The 20,620-nt window shown below is 40.9% G+C and carries 17 protein-coding genes and 1 pseudogene; 12 read left to right on the top strand and 6 right to left on the bottom strand.

Annotated elements, in window-relative coordinates; genetic code table 11:
• Positions 1 to 89: 89 nt before the first annotated feature.
• On the top strand, positions 90 to 1,268 hold the full coding sequence (locus B6K83_RS15400; protein ID WP_085285763.1) for an MFS transporter: 1,179 nt from the start codon (positions 90 to 92) through the stop codon (positions 1,266 to 1,268).
• Positions 1,269 to 1,660: 392 nt separating this feature from the next.
• On the opposite strand, the gene B6K83_RS15395 is transcribed toward B6K83_RS15400, so the two are convergent.
• Positions 1,661 to 3,496: a serine hydrolase domain-containing protein gene (locus B6K83_RS15395; RefSeq protein WP_085285762.1), complete on the bottom strand. Its 1,836-nt coding sequence runs from the start codon at positions 3,494 to 3,496 to the stop codon at positions 1,661 to 1,663.
• A 366-nt stretch (positions 3,497 to 3,862) separates the two neighbouring features.
• On the opposite strand from B6K83_RS15395, the gene B6K83_RS15390 reads away from it, so the two are divergent.
• The 3 genes and pseudogenes from B6K83_RS15390 to B6K83_RS15380 form a co-directional block, all read left to right on the top strand.
• Positions 3,863 to 4,723, top strand: coding sequence for a carbon-nitrogen hydrolase family protein (locus tag B6K83_RS15390; protein ID WP_085285761.1), 861 nt, complete (start codon positions 3,863 to 3,865; stop codon positions 4,721 to 4,723).
• A 277-nt stretch (positions 4,724 to 5,000) separates the two neighbouring features.
• Entirely contained in the window at positions 5,001 to 5,288 is a 288-nt protein-coding gene (locus B6K83_RS15385) for a hypothetical protein (RefSeq protein WP_085285760.1), read from the top strand.
• Positions 5,289 to 5,917: 629 nt separating this feature from the next.
• A pseudogene (locus tag B6K83_RS15380) lies at positions 5,918 to 6,571 on the top strand (integrase core domain-containing protein); the annotation flags it as partial.
• 162 nt (positions 6,572 to 6,733) lie between these two features.
• Here B6K83_RS15380 and B6K83_RS15375 read toward each other — a convergent pair.
• Positions 6,734 to 7,258, bottom strand: coding sequence for a YgjV family protein (locus B6K83_RS15375; protein WP_085285759.1), 525 nt, complete (start codon positions 7,256 to 7,258; stop codon positions 6,734 to 6,736).
• 628 nt (positions 7,259 to 7,886) lie between these two features.
• Positions 7,887 to 8,453 (bottom strand): bacteriohemerythrin, encoded by a 567-nt coding sequence (locus B6K83_RS15370; RefSeq protein WP_085285758.1) that lies wholly within the window; start codon positions 8,451 to 8,453, stop codon positions 7,887 to 7,889.
• A gap of 361 nt (positions 8,454 to 8,814) precedes the next feature.
• Here B6K83_RS15370 and B6K83_RS15365 point away from each other — a divergent pair, with 361 nt between their 5' ends.
• Together B6K83_RS15365 and B6K83_RS15360 are read left to right on the top strand one after the other, a co-directional pair.
• Positions 8,815 to 10,443: a cytochrome D1 domain-containing protein gene (locus tag B6K83_RS15365; protein WP_085285757.1), complete on the top strand. Its 1,629-nt coding sequence runs from the start codon at positions 8,815 to 8,817 to the stop codon at positions 10,441 to 10,443.
• A 128-nt stretch (positions 10,444 to 10,571) separates the two neighbouring features.
• On the top strand, positions 10,572 to 12,362 hold the full coding sequence (locus B6K83_RS15360; protein WP_085285756.1) for a NapC/NirT family cytochrome c: 1,791 nt from the start codon (positions 10,572 to 10,574) through the stop codon (positions 12,360 to 12,362).
• Positions 12,363 to 12,430: 68 nt separating this feature from the next.
• On the opposite strand, the gene rarD is transcribed toward B6K83_RS15360, so the two are convergent.
• The gene (rarD, locus tag B6K83_RS15355) at positions 12,431 to 13,339 is read right to left on the bottom strand and encodes an EamA family transporter RarD (RefSeq protein WP_085285755.1); all 909 of its coding nucleotides are present in this window, start codon (positions 13,337 to 13,339) and stop codon (positions 12,431 to 12,433) included.
• A 258-nt stretch (positions 13,340 to 13,597) separates the two neighbouring features.
• On the opposite strand from rarD, the gene B6K83_RS18355 reads away from it, so the two are divergent.
• From B6K83_RS18355 to B6K83_RS15345, 3 genes are all read left to right on the top strand, one after another.
• The gene (locus tag B6K83_RS18355; protein WP_158088369.1) at positions 13,598 to 13,735 is read left to right on the top strand and encodes a hypothetical protein; all 138 of its coding nucleotides are present in this window, start codon (positions 13,598 to 13,600) and stop codon (positions 13,733 to 13,735) included.
• Positions 13,736 to 14,031: 296 nt separating this feature from the next.
• A complete protein-coding gene (locus B6K83_RS15350; RefSeq protein WP_085285754.1) occupies positions 14,032 to 14,361 on the top strand; it encodes a cupredoxin domain-containing protein in 330 nt (109 codons plus the stop codon).
• A gap of 404 nt (positions 14,362 to 14,765) precedes the next feature.
• Positions 14,766 to 15,224 (top strand): DUF2846 domain-containing protein, encoded by a 459-nt coding sequence (locus tag B6K83_RS15345; protein WP_085285753.1) that lies wholly within the window; start codon positions 14,766 to 14,768, stop codon positions 15,222 to 15,224.
• Positions 15,225 to 15,294: 70 nt separating this feature from the next.
• Here the strand turns inward: B6K83_RS15345 and B6K83_RS15340 are convergent, their stop codons facing one another.
• A complete protein-coding gene (locus B6K83_RS15340) occupies positions 15,295 to 15,939 on the bottom strand; it encodes a MarC family NAAT transporter (RefSeq protein WP_085285752.1) in 645 nt (214 codons plus the stop codon).
• A 327-nt stretch (positions 15,940 to 16,266) separates the two neighbouring features.
• On the opposite strand from B6K83_RS15340, the gene B6K83_RS15335 reads away from it, so the two are divergent.
• Entirely contained in the window at positions 16,267 to 17,136 is an 870-nt protein-coding gene (locus B6K83_RS15335; protein ID WP_085285751.1) for a carboxylate/amino acid/amine transporter, read from the top strand.
• Between the two features lie 117 nt (positions 17,137 to 17,253).
• On the opposite strand, the gene B6K83_RS15330 is transcribed toward B6K83_RS15335, so the two are convergent.
• A complete protein-coding gene (locus B6K83_RS15330) occupies positions 17,254 to 18,261 on the bottom strand; it encodes a LacI family DNA-binding transcriptional regulator (RefSeq protein ID WP_085285750.1) in 1,008 nt (335 codons plus the stop codon).
• 160 nt (positions 18,262 to 18,421) lie between these two features.
• Between B6K83_RS15330 and B6K83_RS15325 the strand changes: the two genes are divergently transcribed.
• Together B6K83_RS15325 and galK are read left to right on the top strand one after the other, a co-directional pair.
• On the top strand, positions 18,422 to 19,465 hold the full coding sequence (locus tag B6K83_RS15325) for a UDP-glucose--hexose-1-phosphate uridylyltransferase (RefSeq protein WP_085285749.1): 1,044 nt from the start codon (positions 18,422 to 18,424) through the stop codon (positions 19,463 to 19,465).
• On the top strand, positions 19,465 to 20,607 hold the full coding sequence (gene galK / locus B6K83_RS15320; RefSeq protein ID WP_085285748.1) for a galactokinase: 1,143 nt from the start codon (positions 19,465 to 19,467) through the stop codon (positions 20,605 to 20,607). The genes B6K83_RS15325 and galK overlap by 1 nt, the downstream gene beginning before the upstream one ends.
• The last annotated feature ends 13 nt before the right edge of the window (positions 20,608 to 20,620 follow it).

The raw sequence follows: 20,620 nt of genomic DNA, 5'->3' as shown, positions 1-20,620 counted from the left end.
CACCATGGTTAATACTCATTTGGGTCTATGGTGCTTTAGCTTGTTAGCGTAGATTGAATTAACAACCTAATAACTTTCAGTGAGGCAGTATGAATCTAGACCTTGTAAAATCCTACCAATTTAAAGAAGACAGTTGGCAAGCTAGCTTATTGTTAGCGTTTTTAGCATCGGCTGGTTTGTATTATATTAATATTTTTCCCGCCATTATTGATGCCTTAATGCAAGGAGCACAGTTATCTGCAGTCGAGGCGGGAAAAATCACCTCAGCAAACGCTTTAGGTGCAGCTTTTGGTGCCTTAATGATCACTTTGTTAATCCGCTTAATTCCTCGTTGGAAATTAACTGCGGCATGCATGCTACTAACCTTGATTTCAATCGATATTTTTACCATTTTACAATCGTCGGTAACAGCGTTAGTGCCTTTACGCTTTTGCCATGGCTTTATCGGTGGGGCTTTGGTTGGTTTAGGCTTTTCGGTTATTGCCCGAACCAGCAAACCTAGTGTCGCTTTTAGCCTGTTAATTGTGGTGCAATACAGTGGTGGCGCATTAGGTCTGTGGCAACTTCCGCCTTTAGTTCCTATCTATGGTACTTATGTTCCATTTTATGCGCTGATCACCTTTAGCAGTCTCACTTTGTGTATGCTGCCATTTCTTGGCGCGTATCCGCTACCTAACGAAAAATTAAAAAGTAAGAAAACAGCAGCGGTTAAGGTTAAGCCTTTGCTTTTAACCTTAATAGCGCTGTTCCTTTTTCAAGCGGCCAATATGGCATTATTTGCCTTTATATTTGGCTTAGGGAAATTTTTCAGCCATGATATGGACTTTCTAAGCCCAGTGATTGGTATTACCAATATTATTGCAATATTGGGGGCGATATTAGCAATTTACACTGGGGCAAAATTTAAACTATGCACGCCGTTAACCATAGCTTTAGTTGTTGCTGTGCTCGGTACATGGTTATTGATATTTAGTGAGAGCGGGGCAATATTTTTAGTTGTTAATGCGGTTGTTGGTATCGCCTGGGCTTTTTCAGTACCGTACTTTTTGACCATGGCGGCAAAATTTGATGCGGCTGGGCAAATGGCAGCGTTAGGCGGCTTTGCTTCGAAAATGGGCTTGGCAACGGGACCCTTGGTTGCAGGCTATTTATTGTCAGAGCCAGAAAGTTATTTGTTGTTGATTAATGTTGCGACACTTGCACTTGCACTTTGTGTACTGGTGGCAATTTACCCAGCACGATTACTCGACAAGAAAGCGCTTATTTAAGCTTGGCTATTATTAGTGTTACTGACATTACCGTCGATAAACACACAACCTTAGACTTTGTCTTTGCCAACTAAGATTAAGCGCTCAAAGCTTTATTACTACTTGTGTTAGGGCGTGTTGATCTTTCGAGATTGAATTTTGTTCGAATTGAAGGTGATTTGATCGCGGCACTTGGCATGAAGTTTGGTTATGCCAAATAAATAACGAGTAACAAAGAGCAAATCACCTGCAAACGAATCCATTGGACAGCGTTTGTTTGGAGTTTTTACTGCGTTTTCGCCTGTGCGTGTAGAATAACTACACTTTATAGGCTCAGCCTTGTATAAAAACCAAACAAAGGGCTGCAAAAACAGTCCAAAAAGATCAACACGCCCTAATAACTATGCCAATGGTTAACATAACGGACTAATTTTATGTAACTCTTTTGCGCTTTTACCCCAAGTGAAAGAGTTATTGTCGCTAAAGTGATAATAAATCATATTATTAGGCAACAATACTATGGATATGCCGCCGTAGCCTGACATGTAAGGGACCCATTTTGCTGAAGCACAGCCATAATCAAACGACTGGTCGGCATCAATATTGTAATACCATAAACCAAGGTGATATTTATCGACAGGGCGTCCAGCCGGTAAGCCATGATGTGATATGTCGAGTGATTGCTGAACCAAGTCGAGATCCAATACTTGCACGTTGTTAATTCGGCCTCGATCCTTATTTAACAACTCAGCCAGTTTAACAACATCATCGCTATGATAGGTAAGGCCATAGCCAGTAAATGGTTGAGCGATATTATCGTAACTTCTTTTGGTACGGTACATGGTTGGACTAAGCCCTAATGGCTGCCATAAATTCTTAACCAATTCATCACGCCAAAAATCGTGTTTAGTGCTTGTTTTGCTTTGGTAATAGTTATTCAATGCCGTACCTAGAATATAAGTATCAGAGGTGTGATAGACAAAAGTTGTTCCTGGCTTTGCTTTGCGTGGAAAACTACAAGCATAAGTTATCAAGTCGGCGTGCTGATCCTTTAAAAAAAATTTAGTTAGCTTAGCTAATGATGATTCATCATGGTGAAACTTTGATGAATGGTAGTTACCTGTTGCCATATTTAATAAACTTTCTAGGGTAACATCGCGCCAACGTCTTTTTGCGCATTGCGCCACCCAGTCTGCTACCAACAACTTTTTTTGGCTGCCTGAAAAAAGTTGCTCTAATCGCATTAAACCGTAAGCGCCAAAGGTTGTTTTTGATGTTGAGTAAGATGGAACCGCCATTACCGCGCAGAAAGGGTATAAACCATAACGGGTGTTACATCCGCCGACATAATGAATGCCATTATAAGCAACACCATATAAAGTTTGGTATTGCTGCTGCTGATTGCTGCCAATATTTGCCGTGATCACGTCAGCTTGAGGGTGTTCAACCGCAAGTTGGCTAATGGCTTTAGTGGGCATGCGTCGGGCGATCTCATGCTCATAATTTTTTTTAATTTCAGAGGCATGCTTAATTGCATAAGGTTTATAGTCAGCATCAAGTCGCCCCCACATATTAAGCTTTAAGTACAAGCATGTTTCCGCGGCGATTTGATAAGATACTTGTGAAATAGCGCCGTTTTCTTTAAATAAAAATGACATCACACCATTAAATGTGCAGTTGGCATTTCTTTCTTGTAGCGCAAACGGTAAAGACGCCCGACTATAGCCTTGATCGCTGCTTTCTTGCCAGATACGACCAGGCTCTAATATATACTCCCAGTTAGGGTGACCCGTGCTAATTAGGCCTCGTGTGACTGGAATGAGATGACTACCGTGTTGAATAAATTCAAAATCAAATTTAGGTAGGTATGAGGCCTGAGGGTAGTTCGGCAGGTTATTATTTTGACCGACTTCAACGATATTACTTTGGTTAGCTATAGTCGTTAATGTAAGTTTTCCTTGAAAGCTATTACTGGCGTTTGTTGCATTTTTCGCTAAACCATAATGACGATAATCCATTAGTTGGGCGGGACCTGAGCCCATGGCGTAGTCGTAGGTTAGAGCGACTCTTGCCGTATCTCCGCTGCCAGTTAAGCAATCGTAGTTGCAACCTAAATTCGACATCTCACTACAGTGACTTTGGTTACTAGCGTTGCAGGAGTTATTAAGCTGCGCTAGCGGTGCTTGTGCTTGAGTCGTATGTGCTGCGAAAAGTAATAAAATGGTCAGTAGATAAAATATTTTATTCATTATTTTTACTCTCTTATTATTAAGTTTCACATCGCCAGCTTATGACTTAACCCAAGGTTATAGCACACCTAGTTTGACTTATTATGAAACGATTTTTCTGCTTAATTGATGCACAGAAAATAATCGAATTGTTAAACAGTGAGAAGAGCCAGTTGCTTAGAAGTAGTAGTACCAGTTGTTACTGTCGAAGAAAAGCAATAAATAAGCTGAACAAGGACGATATACCTTAATGTAAATAGTGAACAACAGCTTATTGGGAGAGCGTATCTAAAAACTGGCGCTAAAGATTCTAGTATTCTGGCACCATAAAGTAGGCGTGATCTATGTGATACTCAACAAAACAATAAATATTTAAGGGTATTAATAATGAGTTTATTTAATATTTGCTGCTTACAGTTGAATTTAGATACAGGTGAAAACTTAGCTATCATTGACAAAAAAATCGCTAAAGCTATGGCACGTTATCCCTGGATCGATATGGTAATACTGCCTGAGCTAGTAGTGTTTGGCTCAGGAAACCAAAATGCAATTGAAATGCCATCAAGCGTTGAATCCTCATTATGTGATATCGCAAAAAAGTATGGTATTTGGTTTATCCCTGGCAGTTTGATAGAAAAATCCGATGATAAGTTGTACAACACAGCGCCGGTTATTAATCCAGAAGGTGAGGTTGTGACTAGGTATCGTAAGCTATACCCTTATTATCCCTATGAGGCTGGCATTACCTCGGGTAGCGAGTTTACCGTATTTGATGTTCCAGAAATCGGCCGATTTGGTGTCACTATTTGCTACGACAAATGGTTTCCTGAGGTTGCACGCACTTTAAGTTGCATGGGCGCTGAAGTAATTTTGCACCCCACGATGACTTACACCATAGATCGTGATATTGAAATATCAATTTCACGGGCAACGGCTGCAACCAACCAAGTCTATTTTTTGGATGTAAACTCTTGCGGTGGTTTTAGTATTGGTAGGTCTGTTGTTTTTGATGCAGGGGGTAATTGTATTTATGAAGCTGGCAGCGACGAAGAAATTATACCTGTAGAAGTGGATTTTTCTATGGTCAGAAGAGTGCGCCAACGCGGCTACCATGGTCTAACTCAAGTGTTAAAAAGCTTTAATAACAACCCACTGAATTACCCCTTTCATCAAGGTAAAAAAAATTCAGACTATATCGATAATTTAGGGCCGCTAACGATACCAATGCGCCACAAGGCAACAAAGTAACTCTATAAATTCAAGTGAAAGTTAACTAAACGCTTGAAAAGGATTAATAGATATAACTCATGAATATGGCAGCAGTGTAAGTATTCTTTTTAACGCATTTTTAGTAAAAATAGCTCAAAAAAGATCGAGCGGTAGAAGTTCCCCGTATCCACGGGGCTGAACCGCTTGATAAAAAAGTAACCACTATTGATAATATAGTAAGAGCAGTTGAAATAGGGCAAGCTAGCCTAAGTGTCTTGCTTGCAACTAACCAGACAAATTTAAAGGCGGCTAATTAATGAGCATAAAGATTGTACATCATGGTAAATTACCGGCGCTAGCAGGGTTTAGGCATGCCGATAAAGCCACGCATGCTATTTATGGTGCGTTTGCCGCGGCTGGCGGTAGCGTTATCGCCAACCTTTTTGATTTAAATAGTGTGGCTGTGCCTGTGGCCTCGGCTGCTGCCTTTGCGGTAGGTAAAGAAATATATGATGAGAAAGTAAGGAATAAGCAATGGAAAATATGGGATGTCATAGCCATCATTACCTCGGCATTAATTTACGCTGCCGTAGTTTCAAAATAAGCCACAGTAATGCGGATTTTTCATAAGTTACCCACAATAAAAGTTGGGCACCACATTCACATTATTTATAAGTGTTATCATAGGAGCAACAGTTATTAACATATTCATGGTTTTTACCTGTGTTTACTATGTGTAAATTTTAATTTGTTACTTGTTCGTAAGAACAAGGCTTTGTTTTGTGCGAACATGCTATTATAACGGCATCAGCTCCACTGCTTTAGCTTTTACTTTCTCACCTCAAATATCATAGCGTTTTGTTGTTTCCTTCGAGGTGTAGCTCATTAAATTTTGTACAGTAAAAAATCAACGCCCGTTTCAATTAAGTTTTTTGAAACGCTGCGCTGTAAGTCGTGCGTTGAAAAAAATGAGCCATAGACAAAGCGTATTCTCCTTATCCACGGCCTAGAACCGGCTAAAAAAAGTGCAGAGTGGTGGCTATTGTTGTACGTTCTTCACACTAAATGTGCGGTCTATCGAGTTTTTAAACAATAAAATTGCATCTGTGTTACTGACATATTACGCCATTTTTTGCTAACAGCGCTTTTACATCATCGAGGTAGGCGTCATATTTTTGCCAATTACCCACCGAGCGATTATTAATGGGGCTGCGCACTTGTAGGGCACTGGCGGTGGCCAACGATGGGATAACTTTATCTGATGCTCAAGTTGCTGCGCTTGAGAAGAAAAAACATGACGATGAGGCTTGTGGTGAAATTGAGACCCATCATCCAGGGTATCTTGGCTCACAAGACACTTTTTATGTCGGTAACCTCAAAGGTGTGGGTCGCATTTATCAGCAAACATTTGTTGATACATACAGCAAAGTGGCTTTTGCTAAGCTTTATACAACCAAAACACCAATCACAGCAGCAGATGTGCTGAATGATAGAGTTCTGCCATATTTCGAGCAATACGACCTGCCTATGTTGCGTATATTAACTGACCGTGGCACCGAGTATTGTGGCCGTGTCGACCACCATGACTATCAGCTATATTTAGCGATTAATGATATTGACCATACTAAAACGAAAGCAATGTCACCTCAGACGAATGGCATTTGTGAACGCTTCCATAAAACGATCTTGAATGAGTTTTATCAAATAACCTTTAGAAAAAAATTGTATGCAGATATGGAAGAGCTGCAAAAAGATCTGGACGAATGGATAGATTACTACAACAATGAACGAACACATCAAGGAAAAATGTGCTGCGGACGAACTCCGCTAGAAACATTAATTGATGGTAAATCGATTTGGGCTGAAAAGAATTTAGCTCAAATCTAAGCTGACAAAACACCGTAAAAAACGGGTAACTGTCAGATCAGGTCTGAGCTACTACAAGTCTTTGAGCTTGGGAAAATTACTTGCAATGGCTGTATATTTAGCACTGTTCTTAAAATCTTAGATGAAAAAAATAGGCGATTAATAAAGTCTTTTTCACGTCAACTAAAGCTTAACCTGCTCTAATGGCAATGGCTTTTTATTCGCTCTGTAATAGCGATAGTAACCAATAGCACTGCTACCAACAAAAATCACTTCAACCATTATGCCAACTGGCGTCCATAACAGTAGGTTATGCAAAAGCCATAACGATCCGCCTGCAATCATCATTAATCGTAAAAACTTATCATTTTTACTAAATGAACCGACCGTAATAAATACCGTGGCGATAAAACCAATAATACTTAGCACGCCAATATAGGTAGATATAGTGATCAACAAGCTTAAACTCAGTGATGCCACAGAAATCCATTGCGATTTCCATTTGATGGAAACTAGAAATCGAATGCTGGAGAATAAAAAGATATAACCTGCGGTTGGTTGTTCAAGTAATAAATAGTGCCAAGCATTAAAAAAACAGCTTACCGAGAGTGCCGCTAAGATATAGTTTTTATTTTTTAATTGCATGGCAAAACTTTCAATAATGAGAGTGATGGTAACCAGTAATTGTGAGAGAAAAAATGCCGTCATTGTGTGTTGTTAATAAGCCATGATGTAAAGTGTTGGTTTTTAAACGCTAAACCTTTGCTTTGCTCTGAGGCGATTAATAGCAGACAGTATTAAGTCTCACTTTTTCATAAAAAAAAAGTGCAGACTAGGCTATCACTATCTGAATCTAGCTGGAGAAAGTTCTAGGGTTTTAGCGGCGCTATTATAGGCGCGTCAAGCGTGATTGTTCTGTAGGCTTTATGTATGCTTTTGTCGATAATTTGTAATTGCTTGTAGGATTTTGTAACCCTTAACGTAAAAGGATCACATGCCAGTACAATAATTGTTGTCGTGGCTTTTAAAGCGCCTAGTTTATAGGCTTATTTATATGAATAAAAAATCTACAGTCACTATTTCAAGCGCAGACTTTTTTACCGTCAGGGAAAAGCGAAGATGAACACCGCAATAATGTGCGTCTAGATAATTACGGTAAAGTGTATGCCATGCTCTTGGTATTGATTTAAAAAACATATTGCAGTGGCTTGTAATACACCGACAGCGCCAAGCTTTTAACAACTAGAACGCTTGATATGCAGTAAAATTTGCGTATCAAGCGATGTGTTAACGATTAACGATTAACGATTAACGATTAACGGTTGGCAACGGCAATTTACTTGACGTTGTTGTCAATCAGCAGCTGACTGTATGCTTTATCGGTACCGTTGATATGATTAATCAACCAATTTGATAAGAACTCACTAATTTCGTTCAGTGCATCATGGCCTTTCTCGTTGTATAAATCCATAAAACTATTCACTTGCTCAATCATTTTTTGGTGCTGAGCCTTATGCGCGGCTAGATCGGGGTAATTAAACTGCTCTAATAATTGTTCCTCACGGTCAAAATGATATTTGGTATAGCGGATTAACTCATCAAGCGCCTGGCGCTCATAGTCTTCACTCATGGCGTAGTCATACGCGGTGTTAAATTGATTAAGTAAGCTGATCAGCTTTTTATGATCATTATCTAAGCTTGCAATGCCAACGCTGTATGACTCTTTCCACTCCACTTGCTCACTGTTAGCTAGCTTTTTGTAAAAGACAGGGATCAACAGTAAAACAGCAATAAGTATCCATGACACTGGGTTAGTTAAGCTGCTTAAAAAACCCAAAAAAATGGCAACAATAATTAAGCCGATGATAGCGGCATATAACAAGGATTTACTGCGATTATTCATAAAACATACTCAGTTAGAATGACGGTTAATTGTTAACAATGAAGCTGATTCTAATACGAATTGACGCCAATGAGCGTAAAACCTATTTATTTGTTGACCTTGATCAAGTTGTAAATGCATTCTATTTGTAAGCTTTTAAAACTTGATCTGCATCAGGTTTTTTCTACGCAAAGTAATGAATAGTTACCGTATCTTAAATTTATCGCTACTCGCTAACAAACAACTGGAACAGACAAATGTAAGTCTCATTTAGCCAGTGATTGCCGACAGTGCTTTTGGTCTTTGATAGCAAACTAGTTAGATAACAATAAAACAATTTAAAAACAAAAAACTCGATAACTTTGTAAATGGAGATGATCCGATGAAAACGATTAAATTTAGTCTTTCAGCACTTGGTTTAGCAATCGGCATGGCAGCAACTGGTCTTAGCATGACAGTTTCAGCTGCTGAGCCAACGCTATCTAAAGCCGACTTTGAGAAAGCACAATTACATTACTTCCAGCGCTGTGCTGGTTGTCATGGTGTGTTGCGAAAAGGTGCGACGGGTAAAAATTTAGAACCTGAAAACATGCTTAAAAAAGGCCAAAAGCGTTTAGAAAAAATTATTTCGTTAGGTACTGAAGGCGGCATGAATAACTTTGATGACTTGTTTACTGAGCAAGAAATCAGCAACTTAGCAACATTTATTCAAATGACACCGCCGGTACCACCGGAAATGTCTTTAGAGCAAATGCGCTCTCACACTAAAGAATATGTGGCTCCTAAAGACTACCCAACTAAGCCTTTACATGGTTTGAATTGGAAAAACTTCTTTGTGGTTATCGAGCGTGATGCAGGTAAAGCCGCCATTATTGATGGTGACACCAAGAAAATAGTCTCTCATATTGATACTGGCTATGCCGTGCACGTTATTAAAGGCACAGAGCATCATAAAAAAGACACGGCAAAAGATGTAGGACGTTTTTGGTATACCATAGGTCGTGACGGTAAAGTTAACAAGATTGACTTGTGGCAAACACCAGAAAAAATGTTAGTGGCTGAAACTAAAATGGCATATGACGCGCGTGATATTGCGGTATCAGGTGATGGTAAATATGTGATTGCCGGTGGTTACTGGCCAGCGCACTTCGTGATTATGGATGCGGTGACCTTAAACCCAGTTAAAGTGGTTTCTACCCGAGGTTATAACACGAAAGGTGAGTTCATTAACGAAGCTCGTGTTGCCGCGATTTATACTGCGCCAAATGAGTCTGCGTTTATCGTTGCCGTGAAAGAAACCGGTAAAATGTTGCAGGTTGACTACACAGATTTAGATAACTTAACCATTACCGCGATTGAGTCAGCTGAATTCTTGCATGATGGCTTCTTTGACCCATCAGGTCGCTACTTCCAAATTGCCGCGAACGCGTCTAATAAAATGGTAGTGGTTGACACTAAAGACGCTAAGTTAGAAAAAATGATCGATGTTGATAGCTTACCTCATCCTGGACCGGGTGCAAACTGGATTGATGAAGAGTGTGGCCCTGTTGGTGGTACAACTCACCTAGGTATCGGCTTAGTGTCTGTTTGGGGTAATGACCCAATCAATAACCCTGAGCAAGCGTGGAAGTTATGTTACGAAGTTGAAACTGACGGTGCAGGTGTTTTCATCCGTACTCATGAAACGTCTGACTACGTTTGGGCTGACCAACTTAAGCACCCAGAGCCAGAAATTCAACAATCAGTACAAGTTTTCGACAAGAAAACGCGTGAAATTGTGAAAACAATCCGGGTAACAGAAGAAGAAGGTAAAGCGGCGTTACATATGGAGTTCAATGCCGACGGAACGGAAGTATGGGTATCGGTATGGAACCGTACTGATGCGAAGAACCCAACGGGGGAAATCGTGGTATACGATGCAAAAACGCTGAAAGAGAAAGCGCGCATTAAAGGGTTAACAACGCCAACAGGTAAGTTTAACGTTTACAACCGTATGCACCACAAAACCTAGTAAGTAGTTTAATTGTCGAGGAATTTTGCACTGTTAATCGCTATTTATGAATTCCTCACAATCTAAATTAGTGGGCATGACACCATGCCATGCCCACGTTTTTTCGCTTTATTCTGTAAGAGTCAATTATGGTAAATAACACAGTAAGCAAACCTAGTTTTTGGTCTCGTCGATTGATCCTCGGTACAACAGTAGCGGGCGCCGTGATCTTTTTTATCGTGGGTATAATATTTTGGGGCGGCTTCAACACAGCTATGGAAGCTACCAATACCACGGAGTTTTGTATTGGCTGTCATGAAATGGAGGATAATGTTTATCAAGAATACAAACCCACTATACATTATTCTAACCGCACCGGTGTCAGAGCAGGTTGTGCTGATTGTCACGTACCTAAGCCTTGGATACATAAAATGGTGCGCAAAGTCGAAGCATCAAAAGAAGTATTTTCATGGCTAACCGGCAAACTAGATACCAAAGAAAAATTTAATGAACATCGCTTTGATCTTGCAAAAAGTGTCTGGACAGCGATGAAAGAAACAGATTCACGAGAATGTCGTAATTGTCATAACTTTGAATCAATGAATCCTGAATTTCAAAAACCTCGCGCGCGTAAGCAACATTTAAATGCCTTTGAAACCGGGCAAACTTGTATTGATTGCCATAAAGGTATTGCGCATCACAATGTTCGCGACCAACTGTCAGATGAAGAACTTGAAGCCATTGAAGCGCCGAATCCGAAATTTGTGCGTGCAGTACCGCAACTATATAAAGATGGTCTAGCGCGTGCTGAAGCCAAAGAAGCCGCGGAAAAGGCACGCTTAAAAGCCGAAGCCATTGCTGAGAAAGAAAAAGTGCAAGCACAAATAGCGCAAGCCGTTGCAGAGGCAACAGCGAATATGTCAGGCGCAGCGAGCAAAGCGCCGGCTAGCAAGCAAAACGCTACCACGCAAGGCAACGAAATTTCAGTAGACTGGAGTAAGTCAACGGCGACAGATATTGGTGTGTTTTATCCAGGTACTGCCTCAATTGAATGGATTTTAGGTCGTAACCATGGTGGTAAACGTGCGTTTACTAAAGGCGATCGTTGTACTGAGTGTCACTCTGAAGAAATTGCTGATATTGGTAATAATATTGCCGGCGGAGAAAGTGAGAAGATTGAAGATCCAGCGCTGATCCCAGGTAAACGAGGCAGTTTTGATGTTACCATTAATGCCGCACATGACGATGACAACCTGTACTTGAAGTTTAGCTGGCCTGAAACTGACCATACACCGGCACCTTTTGTTGACGGTGGCAAAATGGACCCAGACAACGCCATGAAACTTGCCTTTATGTTAGCAACCGATGATGTTGAATATGCCGATCGCGCTGGTTGTTGGGGCACCTGTCACGCCGATATTAACGCTATGCCATTTGAGCCTGAAAACGAGGTACTAATGGGCTCAGACTTAGCAAAACGGTTAGACTTTAGCGGTGGGTTAACTAAGTATATTACAGAGTCGCGCACTGACATTGAACTCAAAGGCCGTCGCGGTAAAGCCCTAGGTGGTTGGGATAAACTGCGCAGTGACGCCGAGCTAGCAACTGCGGTTGAGTCAAACAAGTTTATGGACATAGTGCGCTATAAAGCAGGCGAAGGTAAAGTTGAAGACGGTTATATTTTGGCTGAGCGTCAAATGCATGGTGGTCAGGGCGGCGAAGTTAGCGCTACCTTAAACAATGGCACTTGGACGGTAGTGGTTAAACGTAAGCTTAAGTCTGACAAAGCCGGTGATGTTAGCATTGAGCCAGGCACACTGTATAACTTTGGTTTTGCCATCCATGATGACTATACCAATGGCCGTTATCACCATGTCTCTTTTGGTTATAAGTTAGCATTAGATAACGATGGGGCAGAAATAAATGCCACTAAACTGTAAACTGATATCGGTTTAGCTAAGCGTAATAATCAGGCCTTTTGTGAGTACAAAAGGCCCTTTTTTTTGCCTTAGTAAATGCGCTTTTTATTGTGAATTATTCGTAAACTACTATTGATAATTACTAACACGATAGCGATAGCAAAACAGCCATAGCTGAGTAATTGCTGCGCTAAAATAGCCTCATTTAATAAAAATATTGCCACTAACATTAAGAGAATAGGCTCACCATAATTTAGCATACCAAAAACGGTAAAACTTAAGCGCGTTGAGGCAGAAACAAAGAATATCATGGCGATGGTACCTAAAAGCCCCGCCCCTATAACTAACCATAAGCCGGCATCAGAGGCAGGCAGCAAAGGTTGCTGCTGTTGATAAGTGATATAAAGTAGTGTCAGTGCTAGTGGTGCCAACAGGGCGTTTTCAGCAACAAAATTAGTGCTGGTGGAGATAGTACTTTTTCGGCGAATAACAAAGTAGGGGGGATAACCTAAACAAATAAGCAAGGTAACCCAAGAAAAACTGTGACTAGTATATAGCTCGACGGCGACACCCACGAGTGCGGCAATAACCGCTAATACTAATAACGGGCTCATTTTTTCTTTAAAATAAAAGCGGCCGGTTAAACTCATGGTAATAGGTAAAAGAAAATAGCCCATGGCAATATTGATGGTTTCACCATTTACCGGCCCCCAATAAAACACCCACCACTGTAGAGCGATTAGCGGTGCGGTTAAAGACATTAACCACATGTCTTTAGTACGCGAAAAAATGGCTTTAAACTCGAACACTTTGTTGACTAAAAATAAGAAAATAAAGCCAAAAATCAATTGCAGTAGTACACGATAAGCAAACAAACTGTTGCCATCAACAGGTGCTAAAAATTGCAAATAGTAAGGCAGCAATGAAAAAATAATAATAGAGCCGAACATCAACAAGTACCCTTGTATTTCTTGTTGATGATGAGGAGAGTTAAGCATGAGATCTCACAAATATGGTACTAAGGATAACTAAAGCCTGAACCATGCTAGATCCAGTACTCAGTGTCAATGACTAATCATTTGATTTGGCTGAAACTGGCACAGAGTTACAGAATTAAAATACCTAGCTAGGCAAAATGGTTACGCTGTTTAGTCGCAAAGTTGATTTAGCGCAACCTTATGCCGTGAGCTAGTTTTTATCCTGCGCAATTGCCGCTATGATTTGTGTAGCGTCGATGTCGGTATTGGCAAGCAAAGGTGAAAGGTAAGCACCGGCTAACCATGGCTATTGAAGGCATTGAAAGTGATGTTTTGCTAGCACTAAAGACGGTAGGAAAGTTAACACATACTGATTATGAGCTGATCACGCTGATGAATCAGCGTTTTCACCGCTAACCGCGCAAAAGAACGATGAATGTATTAATGGCATTAAACGGGCTGGTTGAGCACCGATAGTCGCTTGTGATGACCTAAAACTCGGGCTTAAACATCATAATAAATCTCACAAAATAGCCAGCGTTGATGATAAAAATAGCCCAGCAATGGTTGCAAACGTTAGTGTAAGGTTGTTAATAGGTGCGCTTGATATTTTATCCGCCATGACGACGCCGTGCGTTGGTTAAATAACATCACAGTTTGAATGGATTATTTTTCATGCAAGCCGGATTTGCATTTTGAAAGAGGAGTTGAGCATGCGTATAGTTTGGGTAGCCCTGTTATTATTTTGTGCTGTCGGTCAGGCACAGGGCAAAGAAGTGGTGGTTGAAATATTTAAAAAACAGTTTATTCCGGCGCAAATAACGGTTGCTCAGGGGGATACTGTGATATGGAAAAATATCGAAAAACGTCAATATCATAACGTTTGGTTTAAACAGTTAGTGCCAGAAGAGCCAGATTATTTTTTTCCTGGCGAAAGTTACCAACGCACCTTTAATGAGCTTGGCGAGTTTCCTTACGCGTGCGGCCCACACCCAGCAATGGTAGGCACAGTCACAGTGGTTAAAGTCCTAGACAATAATTAGCCCAGAGCTCAGGTAGGTAAGCGCTATACATAAGCGACTTAAAAGGTCAGAAAAGGCATTAAATGCGTTAAAAACCGATAAAGTTTTGCCTAGTTTTTATTTTAGGCAATGTAACTACTGAACGCTCAAGCCGCTAAAGCCCAGGTCGCTAATACAGGTAAGCAGGAGCGGCTGGTTAAGCTAATCGATACTTGGGTAATACAAGTAACGCGCATTACTTACCGGCATTTAGTGCGCTTAATGGTTGCGAGTTATTCATCGATACTCCACTTTAATATCAATTAAAACAGCCGCTTGACTAATTTTTAGTTGTATCTACTTGGATTCGAGTTATGCTATACAAGCCATAAATATGGTTTTAGAGCACTAGCAATTGAAGCTTATAATAACAAAAAGGAAATAACATGAAGAATATTCTCGTAACTATAGCGGCGGTATCAGCGTTAACGGCCGGTTGTACCAGTGTGCCAATGGCATCAAAAGCAGACAGTGATTTGGTCAAGCAATACCATTCGCCGTCAGCCGGTAACGCCGGTTTATACGTTTACCGTTCAGGTAGTTTTGGTGGCGCCTTAAAAAAAGATGTTTGGCTCAATGGCGAATGTGTTGGTGAAACTGCACCCAATATGTTTTTTTACCAAGAAGTTCAAGGGGATAGCGAGCATAAACTTTCAACAGAGTCTGAGTTTTCTCCTAATGATCTGATCGTAAAAGCAGAAAGTGGCAAAAATTACTTTATTAGCCAGTATATAAAAATGGGCGTTTTTGTTGGTGGTGCAGGTTTAGAGTTGGTAACCGAGGAAAAGGGTAAAAAACAAGTCGCGAAACTTGATATGGCAGTTAAAGGTAAATGTAGCTCGTAACATAACATGGCGCCGATAATGTTTGCGGTAAAAGCAATATCGGCACTAAATTTTCTGAGTCAGTAAGTAACTAACCCATAATTGAAAGTATGGTATCCACCACCATATCAACGCCAATACCGATCAAAAAGAAGCCCATAATTTTTGTCATGGCGACGATGCCATTGGCGCCCATAAATTTTACGATTTTAGGGGCGCTTCTTAATACTAGCCAACAGATTAGTGCTGACACTGCAATACCACAAATAACCAGTAAATAACCGAATAACTCATCGTGCAAGGTTTCTGCGGTATTAATTTGCGCCGCCATAGTGATAACGACAGAAATAGCACCTGGTCCGCTCATATATGGCATGGCTAAAGGGATAAACGCAATGTCATTCGCGGTTTTGGTTTGTTGGTCATTTTCCATCAACATAGGCGCCGGAAAGAGCATTTTGAAGCCTAAATGTCCTATGATCAAGCCGCCTGCGATACGCAATGATGAGAACTGAATACCAAAAAAATCCAGTAAAAAAGCGCCGAATAATAAAAAACAGGTCAAAAAAATAAAAAAGTAACTGGCGGTAAGTTGTGCAGTTTTCTGGCGTTCTGCTATAGAAAAACTAGCGGTTAAAGATAAAAATATCGGTGCAGTGACAAACGGGTTGGCAATTGGAATGAGTGTCGCAACAACCAACAAAATATAACCAAAATATACTTGCAGAGCTTCCATAATTATCCTGTTTATAGGGTAAGCGTGACGAACGTCACGACCAAGGGGACAAGGGCAGCGATCTTAATCAGTATGAAATTATACAATTAATCGCTAATGCTAAGTCTAAGTGCTTACTTAGTATTTTGCCAATCATGATACTTTTCAGCTGGGTATTAAGGTTTATTGCTCATTTACTAGGCTTTTATTGATCTTTTTTGTTTTGTTTATCTAGGTCATACCGTGATTTGTACCAAAACCAATAAGCCAGTTTGTGTAAATTAATATACCCAGTATCAAGAAGCGGCTAAACTAAGCAGCATTTTTGCGGTCACGGTTTTTTATATCATGTTTTTGCTAATTACAGTCACGCTGGTGTGGGCGTTTTCTTTTAGTTTGATTGGGGTTTACCTAGCGGGACAAGTGGATGCTTGGTTTTCCGTGTTAATCCGCGTCGCGCTTGCTACCTTGATTTTTCTGCCGTTTTTAAAATTACGACATATAGCACTTAATACGGCGCTAAAACTCATGATTTGTGGCGCATTACAACTGGGCATTATGTATGGTTTCTATTATCAGTCATTTTTATATTTGTCAGTACCGGAAGTTTTGCTTTTCACTGTCATGACGCCAATTTATATAACCTTGTTTAATGATTTTCTCGAACGTCAAGTCAATATCGGTTTTATTGTTAGCGCCTTATTGGCAGTTTTAGGTGCGGTCATTATCCGTTACCAAGGCATAGATGAAGGTTTTATTATCGGTTTGTTAATTGTACAAGGGGCGAATATTTGTTTTGCCTTGGGGCAAGTAGGCTATAAACGAACTATGGCTAATGAGCGCGCTGATCTACCACAACGAACCATATTTGCTTGGTTTTTTATTGGCGCTTTGCTGGTCGTGTTACCTTGCTACTTAATTTTTGGCAATAATGAGCAATTACCAAGCACAGCACTGCAGTGGTCAATTTTAGTTTATTTAGGCATAGTGGCGTCCGGTTTAGGGTACTTTGCTTGGAATAAAGGCGCTACGCAAGTAAGTGTTGGTTCGTTAGCGGTTGCCAATAACTTATTAATTCCTGCCGGCATTATCGTAAATATAGTGTTTTGGAATCGTGATGCTGATATTGCTCGTTTGAGCCTTGGTGCGACGGTTATATTGTTAGCGTTATTTGTTAATGAAAAATTTACCGGTAATGCTCAACGAAGCCAGTTGTGATGTTGCGAGCACGAGATGCTTAGCTTATAAGCTCAAGTAAGCAGGCTCAGGCCGCGAATAGTTATTTTGCTAATGTCGTAAGAGTTTGTAGTTAGGTCGGTAGTGTCGTTTAGCGCTTTACTTAGTCGTAGCGGCAATGGCGGTTGATTCTCTTTTTACTAAATTAGGAATATATTTATGTTCTTCATCGCTCACTTCGCCTTTTGATAGCTGTAACGCAAGTAACGCGGCTTTTTTGGCCATCTGTTCGATAGGGTAGCGTAGTGTTGTTAATTTAGGTCTGGAATAGCGCGAAAAAAGCACATCGTCAAAGCCAATGATGGAAATATCTGACGGCACTTTAAAGCCGTTATCCTCAAGCGTAGAAATTGCGCCAATTGCCATGGCATCGTTGTAGACAAAAATGGCGGTAAATGGCAGTCCCTTTGCTAGTAATTTTTGTGCAGCAATTTCGCCGCCGCGTAAATTAGGCTCTTCGTAGGCAATTAAGTCGGGGGAGCTCGTTAGATGCTGCTGTGGTAACTGTTCAGTAAAGCCTTTTAAGCGCGTTAGCGGGTCATCAATCTCATATTTACTGCTGATGTAAGCAATGTGCTGGTGCGATAGTGACATTAAATGACGGGCGGCAATTCTGCCACCTTCTTCATTGTCTAGCCAGACACAGCGATGCGCAATAGCGGCTATGTAGCGATCAATTAAAACTAAGCCGGGAATTTTTTCTGCTAGTTTTAATAAGACCTCAGCTTTGATTTTTTTACTGTGCACTACCATGACATCGCAACGGCGTTCAATTAATACGTTAATCGCCTGTAATTCTGACTCGGCTGAAATTTGCCCAGTACTTAGCAGCAGTTGCATATGGTGTTGGCGTGCGACTTGATCGACACCATTGGCTAAGGATGCAAAAAAAGGGTCGGTAAGATCTGGAATGACCACGCCTATGGTTGAACTTTTTTGTGTCACTAAGGCACGGGCATTGGCATTGGGGGTGTAGCCAATGTCAGCCATAACCTTTAAGACACTAGCGCGAGTTTTATCGCTGACTTTGGCGTCATTGTTTACCACGCGAGAAACGGTTGCTATAGAAACTCTTGCAGCACGGGCGACATCTTTGATCGTAGACATAGGTAAACGTTTTCATTTTGATTTTTATTTATCATATCCTTAGTTTTATTGTTAGTTAAGCTAATTTTAAATTTATTTCGCAATAAAACTTGTAGGAAAAAATGAAAACGTTTACATTTGCCGTTATGATTAAATAAATTATCACAAGAGAATTGCCGATATGAGCAGCATATTTGACCCCACAGAGCATCCACATCGCCGTTATAATCCGCTAATTGATGAGTGGGTATTGGTTTCTCCACATCGGGCAAAGCGCCCTTGGCAAGGGCAAGTTGAAACAATAGATGAAGATAGCCGACCCAGTTATGATCCGGGTTGCTTTTTGTGCCCTGGTAATACACGCATTAATGGCGAAGTTAATGAAAAATATACTAATACTTTTGTCTTTAGTAACGATTTTGCGGCCTTAAAACAAGATACGCCTAAAACCTCAACTGATGATCCATTGTTTAAAATGGCGACTGAGCAAGGTGAAAGCCGGGTCATTTGTTTTTCGCCAGATCACAGTAAAACCCTACCACAATTAACACAACAAGAGCTTATCTCTGTGGTTGACACTTGGCAGTCACAATGTCATGAACTAGGTAAGCAATATAACTGGGTGCAAGTATTTGAAAACAAAGGCAGTATGATGGGCTGCTCAAACCCGCATCCACATGGTCAAATTTGGGCGCAAGATCAGCTGCCAACACTGGTTAATAAAAAACACCAAGCGCAACAGGCCTATATGGCGACACACGGCGGCAATTTATTGCAAGATTATGCTGCTAAAGAAGTGCAAAACAATGAGCGGGTGGTGGTGAGCAATGATGATTGGCTAGTGGTTGTGCCTTATTGGGCAGCTTGGCCGTTTGAAACCTTATTATTGCCGCGCTTTGCAGTGAGTCGTATGACAGAGCTCAATAGCCAGCAAAAGTCATCGTTAGCCGATATTATTAAGCAAATTACCATTAAATACGACAATTTATTTAATTGCTCATTCCCATACTCTATGGGTTGGCATGGTGCGCCATATGATGAGCAAACGCACCCTTACTGGACCTTACACGCGAGCTTTTTGCCACCGTTATTGCGCTCAGCAACCGTGCGCAAATTTATGGTGGGTTATGAAATGATGGCGGAAGCGCAACGAGATTTAACCCCAGAGCAAGCCGCTAGTCGATTACGCGATTTATCAGATGTGCACTATAAGGATCAAAAATAATGAACCAGCATGAAGTTGTAACTCAGGTGTTTAAGCAGCAATTTAATTATCCCGCGGAAATTATTTGTCATGCCCCTGGTAGGGTCAATATTATTGGCGATCATACCGATTACAATGATGGCTTTGTTTTACCGGCTGCGATTAACTTTGGTACTACCATTGCTGCGGCCAAGCGCAGCGATAATGTTATTCGCGTGTTTGCGCAAGATTGTCAGCAAGAGCTAAATGAATTTCGTTTAGACGAGATTCGCTTTGATGAAAAGCAAATGTGGAGTAATTATGTCCGCGGCACGTTAAAGGTACTTCAGAAAACTTACCCAAGCATTAACGGCGCAGATATCGCGGTATCAGGCAATGTGCCCCAAGGCGCAGGCTTAAGCTCGTCAGCAAGTTTTGAAATCGCTATTTTAAAAACTTTTACCGAACTCTATCAATTAGACTTAGACGGTCTGTTGGCGGCAAAAATGGGCCAACAAGCTGAAAATGAGTTTGTCGGCTGTAATTGCGGTATTATGGATCAATTAATCTCAGCTATGGGTAAGCAAGATCATGCTATGTTACTTGATTGTCGCGATTTACGTTTTGAAGATGCCTTGATCCCTGATGGGCTATCTTTATTCATTGTTAACTCCAATGTTAAACGTGGCTTGGTGGATAGTGCTTATAATTTACGGCGAGAACAATGTGAGCAAGTAGCGGCTTACTTTAACAAGCCGGCACTGCGAGATGTGAGCTTAGCGGCATTAAAAGCAGCGCAAGATAAAATTGATCCTGTCCTGTATAAACGTGCTCATCATGTGGTTAGTGAAAATGAACGTACTGTGTTGGCGTTAACGGCGCTAAAAGAGCAAGACATGAAATTAATCAGCGAATTAATGTATAGCTCGCATTGTTCATTACGCGATGATTTTGAAGTGACAACACCGGAAATGGACGGCTTGGTGGATATGATCGCCAATGAGATAGGCCAGCAAGGGGGCGTGCGCATGACAGGGGGTGGTTTTGGTGGCTGTGTTGTGGCGCTAGTGCCTCATACCATGGTGGCACATTTAACGGCAATCGTAACGAAAAACTACCCGAAACAATACGGTCTTAAGCCGACTATCTATACTTGTGTGGCGAGCCAAGGTGCGTTCAGATAATTAATTATTCTAA

Origin of the sequence: Colwellia chukchiensis, assembly GCF_002104455.1 — a bacterium.
Lineage (GTDB): Bacteria > Pseudomonadota > Gammaproteobacteria > Enterobacterales > Alteromonadaceae > Cognaticolwellia > Cognaticolwellia chukchiensis.
The sequence above is the reverse complement of the archived record's forward strand: the minus strand, read 5'-3'. Positions and strand labels throughout refer to the sequence as shown.